General features: G+C 61.2%; 11 protein-coding genes. 6 read left to right on the plus strand and 5 right to left on the minus strand.

The genetic code is table 11. The features are described from left to right. Positions 1 to 32: 32 nt before the first annotated feature. The gene (locus ACA069_RS28350) at positions 33 to 932 is read left to right on the plus strand and encodes a D-hexose-6-phosphate mutarotase (protein WP_497615646.1); all 900 of its coding nucleotides are present in this window, start codon (positions 33 to 35) and stop codon (positions 930 to 932) included. Between the two features lie 172 nt (positions 933 to 1,104). Here the strand turns inward: ACA069_RS28350 and ACA069_RS28355 are convergent, their stop codons facing one another. From ACA069_RS28355 to ACA069_RS28375, 5 genes are all read right to left on the minus strand, one after another. Next, entirely contained in the window at positions 1,105 to 1,641 is a 537-nt protein-coding gene (locus tag ACA069_RS28355; RefSeq protein ID WP_401266636.1) for a DUF3299 domain-containing protein, read from the minus strand. Between the two features lie 90 nt (positions 1,642 to 1,731). Continuing rightward, positions 1,732 to 1,977, minus strand: a complete 246-nt coding sequence (locus ACA069_RS28360) for a GlsB/YeaQ/YmgE family stress response membrane protein (RefSeq protein ID WP_187677158.1) — start codon at positions 1,975 to 1,977, stop codon at positions 1,732 to 1,734. Positions 1,978 to 2,089: 112 nt separating this feature from the next. Continuing rightward, the gene (locus ACA069_RS28365) at positions 2,090 to 3,172 is read right to left on the minus strand and encodes a 5-(carboxyamino)imidazole ribonucleotide synthase (protein WP_489880205.1); all 1,083 of its coding nucleotides are present in this window, start codon (positions 3,170 to 3,172) and stop codon (positions 2,090 to 2,092) included. Between the two features lie 10 nt (positions 3,173 to 3,182). Next, a complete protein-coding gene (gene purE, locus ACA069_RS28370) occupies positions 3,183 to 3,674 on the minus strand; it encodes a 5-(carboxyamino)imidazole ribonucleotide mutase (protein WP_095081226.1) in 492 nt (163 codons plus the stop codon). Positions 3,675 to 3,981: 307 nt separating this feature from the next. Then, complete coding sequence (locus ACA069_RS28375) at positions 3,982 to 4,890, minus strand: LysR substrate-binding domain-containing protein (RefSeq protein WP_007912103.1); 909 nt, start codon at positions 4,888 to 4,890, stop codon at positions 3,982 to 3,984. A 180-nt stretch (positions 4,891 to 5,070) separates the two neighbouring features. Here ACA069_RS28375 and aspA point away from each other — a divergent pair, with 180 nt between their 5' ends. From aspA to ACA069_RS28400, 5 genes are all read left to right on the plus strand, one after another. Then, positions 5,071 to 6,495: an aspartate ammonia-lyase gene (gene aspA, locus ACA069_RS28380; RefSeq protein ID WP_187677160.1), complete on the plus strand. Its 1,425-nt coding sequence runs from the start codon at positions 5,071 to 5,073 to the stop codon at positions 6,493 to 6,495. 608 nt (positions 6,496 to 7,103) lie between these two features. Beyond that, the gene (locus ACA069_RS28385) at positions 7,104 to 8,555 is read left to right on the plus strand and encodes an alanine/glycine:cation symporter family protein (RefSeq protein WP_497615649.1); all 1,452 of its coding nucleotides are present in this window, start codon (positions 7,104 to 7,106) and stop codon (positions 8,553 to 8,555) included. 106 nt (positions 8,556 to 8,661) lie between these two features. After that, positions 8,662 to 9,666: an asparaginase gene (locus ACA069_RS28390; RefSeq protein WP_497615651.1), complete on the plus strand. Its 1,005-nt coding sequence runs from the start codon at positions 8,662 to 8,664 to the stop codon at positions 9,664 to 9,666. 153 nt (positions 9,667 to 9,819) lie between these two features. Continuing rightward, positions 9,820 to 10,815: an AraC family transcriptional regulator gene (locus ACA069_RS28395; protein WP_187677164.1), complete on the plus strand. Its 996-nt coding sequence runs from the start codon at positions 9,820 to 9,822 to the stop codon at positions 10,813 to 10,815. A gap of 154 nt (positions 10,816 to 10,969) precedes the next feature. Continuing rightward, the gene (locus ACA069_RS28400; RefSeq protein ID WP_401266650.1) at positions 10,970 to 11,998 is read left to right on the plus strand and encodes a histone deacetylase family protein; all 1,029 of its coding nucleotides are present in this window, start codon (positions 10,970 to 10,972) and stop codon (positions 11,996 to 11,998) included. The last annotated feature ends 139 nt before the right edge of the window (positions 11,999 to 12,137 follow it).

Genomic DNA, 12,137 nt, shown 5'->3' on the forward strand with positions numbered 1-12,137 from the left:
GTTGTCCCAAGTGTCTGATCGAGAGCTGTCCCATGAACACGCCCAACGTTGAAGCCGTGAAACTGGATGAACTGAACTGCTGGCGCATCCGCCACGGTCAGGCCGAAGTGCTGGTAGCCCAGCAAGGCGCGCACATCCTCAGTTATCAGGTTGACGGCCAGCCGCCGATCATCTGGCTCAACGACAAGGCCGAGTTCAAGACCGGTAAGAGCATCCGTGCTGGCGTGCCGGTGTGCTGGCCGTGGTTCGGCAAATTCGAACGCAACCCGCAGAACGTGCAGGCCATGTACACCGGTGAGCAACCCGCACCCGCGCACGGTCTTGTGCGGGCGATGGATTGGGAGCTGGGCGGCATAGAAGCCGAAGGCGATGGCCTCAAGGTCGAGTTCAAACTGCCCTACCCTGAAGGCGGCCTGCCGGGTTGGCCACATCAGGTCGATCTGGCCCTGACCCTGCGTCTGGACGATCAGTTGCACCTCAGCCTGACCAGCCATAACCGTGGCGGCGACACTGTCAGCCTCAGCCAGGCGTTGCACACCTACTTCGCCGTCAGCGATGTGCGCAATGTGCATGTCGAAGGTGTGGACGGTTTGAATTACATCGAGACCCTGGACGACTGGAAGACCAACGCCCAGACAGGCGACCTGCATTTTGCCGGCGAAACCGACCGCATCTACCTCGACGCCCCGCCGCAGTTGAGCATCGTCGACCCGACGTGGGAGCGGCGCATTGTCCTCACCAGCACGGGCTCGCGCACTGCGGTGATCTGGAACCCGTGGATCGACCGCGCCGCAGCGCTCAGCGATATGGATAACGATGGCTGGCAACGCATGCTGTGCATCGAGACGGCGAATGTGATGGATGATGTGGTGAGTCTGGCGCCGGATGGGAGCCATACCATGGGTGTCAGCATCGGCAGCAAACAGCTCTAACCCAAACCAGATAACTCATGGAAGCGAGCCTTTGTGGCGAGGGGATTTATCCCCGATGGACTGCGCAGCAGTCCCCGACTCTTGATTTGAACAGCCGGGGCCGCTTCGCGACCTATCGGGGATAAATCCCCTCACCACAAAAGCTCACTCCTACAGTTAATTTGTGTAGGTCCTAGAGATCCGACTCCTGCACCACCCGCACCTTGTCCGCCTCCAGCGCATACGCCGCATCGGCCAGATCGTTGCTGACCTTTTCGACCTTCAGCGTGCCGGTCACCCACAGCGGCGTGTAGATGTCTTCCAGCTTCAGCCCCTTCGGATAGCGCACCAGTACCAGTTGATTCGGCGGCGGTGGCGGCACGTGGATACACGCGCCCGGGTACGGCACCAGGAAAAACAGGGTGCTGCGACCCTTGGCATCGGATTCCAGCGGCACCGGATAACCACCGATGCGGATGTGCTTGTCGTTCATCGACGCCACGGTTTTGGTCGAGTACATCACCGCCGGCAGACCTTTGGCCTGTTTCATCCCGCCCTTCTCGGTGAAGGTGCCGGTGGCTTCCGGGGAGTTGTGGTCGATGTCGGGCATGGCCTCCAGGGCCTTTTGATCCGACTTGGGCATCAGTTCGAGCCAGTCGGTTTCCGGCAGTTCGCCGGCGTGGGCCAAACCGCTGCCCAGTAAAAGGAGAGTCAACAAAAGACGGCGCATGAAGGTGCTCGGACAAAGGAAAGGACTATAAATCGCCGAGCATTCTAGCCCTCCCTGCCCGATTGGCAGAGAGGGCTTTGTCGCTTTGGATCACTTCTTTTTGATCAGGCCGTAGATCACCAGCAACACGATCGCGCCAACCAGTGCGCCGATGAAACCTGCGCCCTCGCCCGCCCGATAGATGCCCAGGGCCTGGCCGCCGTAGGTGGCTGCCAGCGAACCGCCGATACCGAGCAGGATGGTCATGATCCAGCCCATGCTGTCATCGCCCGGTTTCAGGAACCGAGCCAGCAGGCCGACGATCAAGCCGATAAAGATGGTTCCGATAATTCCCATGGCATTTCCCTCTGTGTGAATTGGCTATGCCAAAGCCTAGACAGACTTTGGCATCCTGCCATCAGAGAACGGCGGCCCCTGAATGGTTCCGCCGCTGCCACATGAAACTGTTTTACTCGGCGATCAGCGCCTGGACCTTGAGAATCTGCGCCTGGAGCGTGGCCTTGTCGGCGCAACGCAGGTTGGCGTGACCGACCTTGCGCCCGGCCTTGAAGGCCTTGCCGTAGTGGTGCAGATGGCAGTCTTCGATGGCGATGACCTTCTCTACCGGCGGAACCACACCGATAAAGTTGAGCATCGCGCTCTCGCCGACCTTGGCCGTCGAACCCAGCGGCAGACCGGCAACGGCACGCAGATGGTTTTCAAACTGGCTGCACTCGGCACCTTCAGTGGTCCAGTGCCCGGAGTTGTGCACGCGCGGGGCGATTTCGTTGGCCTTGAGGCCGCCGTCGACTTCAAAGAACTCGAACGCCATCACGCCGACGTAGTCCAGTTGCTTGAGCACGCGGCTGGAATAGTCTTCGGCCAAGGCCTGCAACGGGTGATCGGTGCTGGCCACAGACAGCTTGAGGATGCCGCTGTCGTGGGTGTTGTGCACCAACGGGTAGAACTTGGTTTCGCCATCGCGAGCGCGAACGGCGATCAGTGAGACTTCACCAGTGAACGGCACGAAGCCTTCCAGCAGGCAGGCCACGCTGCCGAGCTCGGCGAAGGTGCCAACCACGTCTTCGGGTTTGCGCAGGACTTTCTGGCCCTTGCCGTCGTAACCCAGGGTGCGGGTTTTCAGCACGGCCGGCAGACCGATCGAGGCCACGGCGGCATCCAGATCGGCTTGCGACTGGATGTCGGCGAAGGCCGGGGTCGGAATCCCCAGATCCTTGAACATGCTCTTTTCGAACCAGCGGTCGCGAGCAATGCGCAGGGCTTCGGCGCTCGGATAAACCGGCACGAATTGCGAAAGGAACGCCACGGTTTCAGCCGGGACGCTTTCGAACTCGAAGGTCACCAGATCGACTTCATCAGCCAGTTGACGCAGATGATCCTGATCGCCGTAATCGGCCCGCAGGTGTTCGCCCAGCGCAGCGGCGCAAGCGTCCGGCGCAGGGTCGAGGAAAGCGAAGTTCATGCCCAGCGGGGTGCCCGCCAGGGCCAACATGCGACCCAACTGGCCGCCACCGATTACACCGATCTTCATCTCAACAACCTCAGGCAATACGTGGGTCTGGATTGTCCAGGACGCTGTCTGTCTGCTCGGCACGGAAGGTTTTCAGTACCGCGTGGAACTGTGGATGCTTGGCGCCGAGGATGCTCGCCGAGAGCAGGGCGGCGTTGATCGCGCCCGCTTTGCCGATGGCCAGGGTGGCGACCGGAATACCGGCCGGCATCTGCACGATCGACAGCAGCGAATCGACGCCCGAGAGCATCGACGATTGCACCGGAACACCCAGCACCGGCAGGTGGGTCTTGGCCGCACACATGCCTGGCAAGTGGGCTGCGCCGCCGGCACCGGCGATAATCACCTCGATGCCGCGGCTTTCAGCCTCTTCGGCGTACTGGAACAGCAAATCCGGGGTGCGGTGGGCAGAGACCACCTTGACCTCGTACGGGATGCCGAGCTTTTCCAGCATATCGGCGGTGTGGCTAAGGGTGGACCAATCGGACTTGGAGCCCATGATCACGCCAACCAGTGCACTCATCGTCGCGCCTCTTCTCTCTGGGCGCCCGCAGGCGCGTCAAAAACAACAAGCCACGCAGAATGCGTGGCTTGTTGTAGGAAAAATGGCCGGACGTACCGGCCGAAGGCCGCGCAGTATACCGCAAAGAAAGCAATAAACAGCCCCCGTCACGACCATCTGTCACCTGCCGCAAAAGCCCGGTTTTATTGACTTGAAGGTCAGCCAAAAAGATCAAAAGATCGCAGCCTTCGGCAGCTCCTACAGGGAAACGCACTTCAACATGTAGGAGCTGCCGAAGGCTGCGATCTTTTCCCCCAGACACCATCCATCAGGAAGCTTGGGCGGCGCCACCTTCGAGCTTGCGCCACAACAACCGCACGTTGGCCTTGCGCACCAGCGCGCAGCGGTACAGACGAATCTCCAGCGGCACATGCCATTGCGGGCCGCCGCATACGACGAGTTCGCCCCGGGCCAGTTCGGCACGCACGCTCAACTGCGGCACCCAGGCAATCCCGAGGCCTTCCAGCGCCATGCTCTTCAGGCTGTCGGCCATCGCGGTTTCATAGATCGTGGTGAAGCGCAGCTGTCGCTGACGCAGCAGGCCATTCACCGAACGCCCGAGAAACGCCCCGGCGCTGTACGCCAGCAACGGCACGCTGGCGTCACCTTCCAGATCGAACAGCGGCTTGCCATCGGCATCCGCCGCGCACACCGGGAGCATCTCGGTCTGGCCCAAATGCAGTGACGGGAAAATTTCCGGGTCCATCTGCATCGCCGCGTCCGGGTCGTAGAACGCCAGCATCAAGTCGCAGCCACCTTCGCGCAGTGCGTGCACGGCGTCACCGACGTTGGTCGCCACCAGTCGCGTGGCGATGTTCAGGCCTTCATTGCGCAACTGCGCGATCCAACGCGGGAAAAAACCCAGTGCCAGGGAGTGAGCGGCGGCAACCTGCATCACCTCGCCCTGCCCGCCCTCCAGATGATGCAGATGGCGCAGCACTTCACCGAGCTGTTCGACCACGGTGCGCGCGGTCACCAGAAACAATTGCCCCGCCGCCGTCAGCTCGACTGGCGTGCGCGAGCGGTTGACCAATGTCAGCCCCAGCGCGGCTTCCAGGCTGCGTATCCGCCGACTGAAGGCCGGCTGGGTCACGAAGCGCCGTTCGGCGGCCTGCGAGAAGCTGCGGGTGGCGGCCAGAGCACTGAAGTCCTCGAGCCATTTGCTTTCCAGATTCATCACGTCCTCCCGGACACGCACCAAAACAGGTCACACGTCTGCCGCGCACGCGGCGTCACACGGGCATTATGCCGAATGTGCATAGGTCAGTGCTGAACAGCATTGGCCCAAAATTTCCCACAAGCCTAGCATTCGCAGCGTTCCGGCATCGACCGGGTCCATATCGAGATGATTTCTATCATGTCCTCCGCTGCATCTTTCCGCACAGAAAACGACCTGCTTGGCGCCCTCGAAGTACCGGCTCAAGCGTATTACGGCATCCAGACCCTGCGAGCGGTGAATAACTTCCGCCTCTCGGGCGTTCCGATTTCGCATTACCCGAAACTGGTTGTCGGTCTGGCGATGGTCAAACAGGCCGCCGCTGACGCCAACCGCGAGTTGGGTCACCTGAGCGAAGCCAAGCACGCTGCCATCAGCGAAGCCTGTGCCCGATTGATCCGCGGTGATTTCCACGAAGAGTTCGTGGTCGACATGATTCAAGGTGGCGCCGGTACTTCCACCAACATGAACGCCAACGAAGTGATCGCCAACATTGCGCTCGAAGCGATGGGTCACCAGAAAGGCGAGTACCAGTACCTGCACCCGAACGACGACGTGAACATGGCGCAGTCGACCAACGACGCCTACCCGACGGCCATCCGCCTGGGTCTGCTGTTGGGTCACGACACCCTGCTGGCCAGCCTCGACAGCCTGATTCAGGCATTCGCGGCCAAGGGCAAAGAATTCGATCACGTCCTGAAAATGGGCCGTACCCAGTTGCAAGACGCTGTGCCGATGACCCTCGGCCAGGAATTCCGTGCTTTCGCCACCACCATGGGCGAAGACCTGGCCCGTCTGAAGACGCTGGCCCCGGAACTGCTGACTGAAGTGAACCTGGGTGGCACCGCGATCGGTACCGGCATTAACGCCGACCCGCGTTATCAGGCCTTGGCTGTACAGCGTCTGGCGCTGATCAGCGGTCAACCGGTGGTACCGGCAGCCGACCTGATCGAAGCCACCTCCGACATGGGTGCCTTCGTCCTGTTCTCCGGCATGCTCAAGCGCACCGCGGTCAAGCTGTCGAAGATCTGCAACGACTTGCGTCTGTTGTCCAGCGGCCCACGCACCGGTATCAACGAAATCAACCTGCCGGCGCGTCAGCCAGGCAGCTCGATCATGCCCGGCAAGGTCAACCCGGTGATCCCGGAAGCCGTTAACCAGGTGGCTTTCCAGGTCATCGGTAACGACTTGGCGCTGACCATGGCGGCTGAAGGCGGCCAGTTGCAACTGAACGTGATGGAGCCGCTGATCGCGTTCAAGATCTTCGACTCGATCCGCCTGCTGCAACGCGCCATGGACATGCTGCGCGAGCACTGCATTGTCGGTATCACTGCCAACGAAGCCCGCTGCCGCGAACTGGTCGAACACTCGATCGGTCTGGTCACCGCGCTGAACCCGTACATCGGCTACAAAAACGCCACCCGCATCGCCCGTATCGCTCTTGAAAGCGGCCGCGGCGTGCTGGAACTGGTGCGCGAAGAAGGTCTGCTCGACGAAGCCAGTCTCGCCGACATCCTGCGCCCGGAAAACATGATTGCTCCGCGTCTGGTTCCGCTCAAAGGCTGAACCGACGTGTTGTTTGTAGCACCGCTCACCAGGTCGAGGGACTAGACACCTCTCACCTTTTGAGGGCCTGGGGATCAGTCCCCAGGCCCTTTTTTTTAACTTTTTGATCCTGAGACCCGTATGTCTGGGGATTGCTTCATGTGGAGGTGAGCCCTTGTGGCGAGGGGATTCATCCCCGATGGGTCGCGAAGCGGCCCCAAAAACTGCAATCGCAATGTATCCGGTGCACCGCGCCGAATGGTTTTGCGACTGCTTCGCAGCCGATCGGGGATGAATCCCCTCGCCACAGGGTTTGCGTCAACAAAAAAGCAGTTCCTGCACAAGCCCGGCGCCGGTAACGCCGGGTGTTTCAAAGCTTCGTTTCGTCGCTTGCACCACTACCGTGCAGACGGGCGCGCCACTGATCGGTATAGTGCCGCCCCTCTTCGCGTGAGCGGTCGTCGGTAACGAGGCCATAACCCATGCGAAACCCGAACTAATAACAAACCCGCGAAATGGAACCGGGACGAAACCTTCGCCCCACCTGTTGTGCCGCGCGCAAACCGGTGTAACGCGATGTTTCCGAACATCCAGCATTTGCTTACACAAAAAACAGCGAGGAAAAATCCATGCTCGAAGTCATTAACGACTTCCTCTCAGGGAAAGTACTGATCGTGCTCATTGTCGGGCTCGGTAGCTACTTCACGATTCGCTCGCGTTTCGTTCAATTGCGTCACTTTTTCCACATGTTCGCGGTGTTCCGCGACAGCCTGAAAAGCAGCGCCGGGCAGCTCAGCTCGTTCCAGGCCCTGATGCTCAGCCTCGCCGGCCGCGTTGGTGCAGGCAACATCGCCGGTGTCGGCATCGCCGTGACCCTTGGTGGGCCAGGTGCGGTGTTCTGGATGTGGGTAACCGCACTGGTCGGCATGTCCAGCAGCTTCTTCGAGTGCTCCCTCGGTCAGCTGTACAAACGCACTGATTCAGACGGCACCTTCCGTGGCGGCCCGTCCTACTACATTCAGCACGGCTTGCAGAAGCGCTGGTTGGGTATGGTCATGGCGTTCCTGTTGCTGGTGACCTTCGGTTTCGCCTTCAACGGCCTGCAAGCCCACGCCGTGACTCACTCGCTGAACAACGCCTTCGGCCTCGACACCACTTACACCGGCCTCGCGCTGGCGGTACTGCTGGGTCTGGTGTTCATCGGCGGGATCAAGCGCATCGCCAAGGTCGCTGACCTGCTGGTGCCGGTGAAAACCCTGGTCTACATCGGCGTGACCCTCTACGTGATCGTGCTGCAATTCGACCACGTTCCAGCCATGCTGATGACCATCGTCAAGAGCGCCTTCGGTCTCGACCAGGCTTTCGGCGGCCTGATCGGCAGCGCGATTGTCATGGGCGTGAAGCGCGGCGTGTTCGCCAACGAAGCAGGCCTTGGCAGTGCGCCGAACGTGGCGGCGGTGGCTTCGGTCGAGCACCCGGTGGCACAAGGTGTGGTTCAAGCGTTCAGCGTGTTCCTCGACACTTTCGTGATCTGCACCTGCACCGCGTTGTTGATCCTGCTCTCCGGTTTCTACACCCCGGGTTTCGAAGGCGACGGCATTGCCCTGACCCAGAACTCGCTGGCCGCCGTGGTCGGTGAATGGGGCCGGATGTTCATCTCGGTGGCACTGGCGTTGTTCGTGTTCACCTCGATCCTCTACAACTACTACCTGGGCGAGAGCAACCTGCGCTTCCTGATCGGTGAAAACCGCAAGGCGCTGATCGGCTACCGCGCACTGGTACTGGTATTGATCTTCTGGGGTGCCATCGAAAACCTCGGCACCGTGTTCGCCTTCGCCGACATCACCATGACCATGCTGGCGTTTGTGAACCTGATCGCGCTGTTCCTGCTGTTCAAGGTCGGCATGCGCATCCTGCGTGACTACGATGACCAGCGTGCTGCCGGCATCAAGACCCCGGTGTTCGATTCGAGCAAGTTCCCGGATCTGGACCTCGACCGCAAAGCCTGGCCGGCCAACCCGCCTGCCGCTGCCGGCAAGACTGAAGCCGAGCCGCAAGGCGTACCCGCAGCGCAACGCTGATGGGTAAATGACGGGCGCATCCTCTGCGCCCGTCAGTTACAGTTCGAAAAACTGTGGGAGCCGACTTGCTCGCTCCCACAGGAACTCTTCCTCTCGGAGAATCCTCATGAATTCGTCGACTTATCCTGCCGCCCAGCACGTCATGGTTTTGTACACCGGTGGCACCATCGGCATGCAGGCCAGCGCCAATGGCCTGGCCCCGGCGTCCGGTTTTGAAGCGCGGATGCGCGAGTACCTGCACAGCCAGCCTGAACTGGTCGTGCCGCAGTGGCGCTTTCGCGAGATGTCGCCGCTGATCGACAGCGCCAACATGACCCCGGCCTATTGGCAGCAACTGCGTGAAGCGGTGGTCGATGCCGTGGACGTGCAAGGCTGCGACAGCGTGCTGATCCTGCACGGCACCGACACCCTGGCTTACAGCGCCGCAGCCATGAGCTTCCAGTTGCTCGGCCTGCACGCCCGCGTGTGCTTCACCGGCTCCATGTTGCCGGCGGGCGTGACCGACAGCGATGCCTGGGAAAACCTCGGCGGTGCGCTGGTCGCCCTCGGCCAAGGCCTGGCGCCGGGCGTGCACCTGTACTTTCACGGCGAACTGCTGGCACCAACCCGTTGCGCGAAAGTGCGCAGCTTCGGCCGTCACCCGTTCAAACGTCTGGAGCGTCAGGGCGGCGGCGTGAAAGCCACTTCGATTCCAGCCGCGTTGAACTACAACCAGCCAAAGCAATTGGCGAAAGTTGCCGTGCTGCCGCTGTTCCCCGGCATCGGCGCCGAGATCCTCGACGGCCTGCTCGACAGCGGCATTCAGGGGCTGGTGCTGGAATGCTACGGCAGCGGCACCGGGCCGAGCGACAACCCGGAATTCCTCGCCAGCCTCGGCCGTGCGCGGGATAAGGGCGTGGTGGTGGTCGCGGTCACGCAGTGCCATGAAGGCGGGGTCGAGTTGGATGTGTATGAGGCTGGCAGCCGTTTGCGCGGCGTCGGTGTCCTGTCCGGTGGCGGCATGACGCGCGAAGCGGCGTTCGGCAAGTTGCATGGGTTGCTGGGGGCAGGCCTGGAAACCGCTGAAGTCCGCCGACTGGTCGAACTCGACCTGTGTGGCGAACTGATCTGACACCACACAAAACCCCTGTAGGAGCTGCCGAAGGCTGCGATCTTTTGATTTGGTTTTTCCGGATCAAAAGATCGCAGCCTTCGGCAGCTCCTACAGGAGGGCGATAGGCATGCAACTTGCTCTGTTCCCAGCCTCCTAAGGCTGGAACCCACCATGCTCCACTCCCACCTCACCACCCTCAATGCCGTCTCCCTGATTCTCAAAACCTTCAACGAAGAAGGCTTGCCGAGCGAAGCACTGCTGGCCGGCAGCGGCATCAGTGCGGCGGATCTGAACCGTGCTGATACGCGCATCACCACCAATCAGGAAATGCAGGTCTGCGCCAATGCTGTCGCGCTCAAGCACGACATCGGCCTGGAACTGGGCCGGCGCATGCACGTTTCCTGCTACGGCATGCTCGGTTACGCGCTGCTCACCTGTGCCACCTTCGGTGACGCTTTGCGTCTGGCTATCCGTTATCCGGCGCTGTTGGGAACACTTTTCGAGCTGAGCCTGGAAGAGGACGGCGAGCGCGTCTGGTTCGTCGCAGCCGATTATCGCGAGAGCCCGGCGATGGCGGTGTTTAATGCCGAGTTCTGTCTGGTTTCGCTGAAAGTCATTTGCGATGACTTGCTTGGCCATCCGCTGCCGCTACTCGCCACGCGGTTCGAACACGCCGCGCCGGATTACCGCGACAGCTACGCCGAGCACTTCGCCAGCCCATTGCACTTCGCCGCCAAGGACAATGCCTTCGCCTTCGACCGGCACTGGCTCGATCAGCCGCTGCCGCTGGCCGATGCCATCACCCATCAAGCCATGGCCGAACGCTGCCGCAAGCAAAACCTCGAGTTCACCGGGCGTCAGGCGTGGCTCGGGCGCATCCGTCAGTTGCTCAGCGCCCAGTTGAACGCGGCCCCGGGGCTGGAAGGCTTGGCGCAGCAGATGAAGTGCTCGCCACGTACCTTGCGCCGACACCTCAAGGACATGGGCAGCAGTTATCAGGAGCTGCTCGACGAACTGCGCTTCGAACGGGCCAAGCAGATGCTTTGCGAAGATCAGTTGCCGATCTACCGTATCGCCGAGACATTGGGCTTTAGCGAGACCGCGAGTTTCCGCCATGCATTCGTGCGCTGGAGCGGCGTGGCGCCGAGTCAGTTCCGGCCGCACTGATAAACCCTGTGGGGGCAGGCTGCTCCAGCGAGGGGCGAATAGCGGTCAGCATTTTTGGCCAGATCAATCCCCTTTTGGCCTTTCCTGCCGTTCTCCGAATCGCCTCGCGCCGCAACACTTGGGGCAACCGATTCAGCCCTGCGGAGAACAACAAATGCTGACGATCTACTCGGACGATCACCACCTGCACCATGGCCGCTGCGAATTGATCGATGGCCAGCTCAAGCCGTGCTTCGAGATGCCGTCGCGCGCCGACCATGTGCTGCAACGGGTGCAACACCAGCACCTGGGGCCTGTGGAAGCGCCGAAGGATTTCGGCCTCGAACCGATCGCCCGCATCCACAGCCGCGACTACCTGGATTTCTTCAAAGGCGCGTGGGCGCGCTGGACCGAATTCAACACCGACGGCGATTTGTTGCCCTACACCTGGCCGGCGCGCACCTTGCGTGCGATCAAGCCGACCAGCCTGCACGGCCAACTCGGCTATTACAGCTTCGACGGCGGCGCGCCGATAACCGCCGGCACTTGGCAAGCAGCGTACAGCGCAGCGCAAGTTGCCCTGACTGCGCAGGCGGCCATCCAGCGTGGCGCACGCGCTGCGTTCGCCCTCTGCCGTCCACCGGGGCACCACGCCGCCGGCGACTTGATGGGTGGTTATTGCTACCTCAACAACGCTGCCATTGCCGCGCAGGCGTTCCTCGATCAGGGCCATAAAAAAGTCGCGATCCTCGACGTCGACTATCACCACGGCAACGGCACGCAGTCGATTTTCTATGAGCGCAGCGACGTGTTGTTCACCTCGATTCATGGCCACCCGGAAGCGGAATTCCCGTTCTTCCTCGGCTATGACGATGAACACGGCGAAGGCGACGGTGAGGGTTTCAACTTCAACTATCCGCTGCCGGCCGGCTCTGGCTGGGATGCATGGAGCGCAGCGCTGGATCAGGCCTGCAACGAGATCGACAGCTACGGCGCCGACATCATCGTCGTGTCGCTGGGTGTCGACACCTTCAAGGATGATCCGATCTCGCAATTCAAACTCGACAGCCCGGATTATCTGGCGATGGGCAAGCGCATTGCCGCCCTTGGCAAACCGACCCTGTTCGTCATGGAGGGCGGCTACGCCGTGGAAGAAATCGGGATCAACGCGGTGAACGTCCTCGAAGGATTTGAAAACCCGTAGAGAGCAACGCAGCCGTAAACGACCCGCACTCGCGGGTCTTTTTTTGCCCGCAACATTTATGTACCGCACAGCGCCACAACGTGACCTCTACCTTGCCCTGATATGACGCCCTTGCGGCGCGCCTCTTTCGTCAGATCAG

This window comes from Pseudomonas sp. LBUM1652 (assembly GCF_059716105.1).

Excerpts from the sequence above, each read along its gene's own strand:
- ACA069_RS28350 (WP_497615646.1), top strand. The coding sequence starts at position 33 with ATGAACACGCCCAACGTTGAAGCCGTGAAACTGGATGAACTGAACTGC.
- ACA069_RS28355 (WP_401266636.1), bottom strand. The coding sequence starts at position 1,641 with ATGCGCCGTCTTTTGTTGACTCTCCTTTTACTGGGCAGCGGTTTGGCC.
- ACA069_RS28360 (WP_187677158.1), bottom strand. The coding sequence starts at position 1,977 with ATGGGAATTATCGGAACCATCTTTATCGGCTTGATCGTCGGCCTGCTG.
- ACA069_RS28365 (WP_489880205.1), bottom strand. The coding sequence starts at position 3,172 with ATGAAGATCGGTGTAATCGGTGGCGGCCAGTTGGGTCGCATGTTGGCC.
- purE (WP_095081226.1), bottom strand. The coding sequence starts at position 3,674 with ATGAGTGCACTGGTTGGCGTGATCATGGGCTCCAAGTCCGATTGGTCC.
- ACA069_RS28375 (WP_007912103.1), bottom strand. The coding sequence starts at position 4,890 with ATGAATCTGGAAAGCAAATGGCTCGAGGACTTCAGTGCTCTGGCCGCC.
- aspA (WP_187677160.1), top strand. The coding sequence starts at position 5,071 with ATGTCCTCCGCTGCATCTTTCCGCACAGAAAACGACCTGCTTGGCGCC.
- ACA069_RS28385 (WP_497615649.1), top strand. The coding sequence starts at position 7,104 with ATGCTCGAAGTCATTAACGACTTCCTCTCAGGGAAAGTACTGATCGTG.
- ACA069_RS28390 (WP_497615651.1), top strand. The coding sequence starts at position 8,662 with ATGAATTCGTCGACTTATCCTGCCGCCCAGCACGTCATGGTTTTGTAC.
- ACA069_RS28395 (WP_187677164.1), top strand. The coding sequence starts at position 9,820 with ATGCTCCACTCCCACCTCACCACCCTCAATGCCGTCTCCCTGATTCTC.
- ACA069_RS28400 (WP_401266650.1), top strand. The coding sequence starts at position 10,970 with ATGCTGACGATCTACTCGGACGATCACCACCTGCACCATGGCCGCTGC.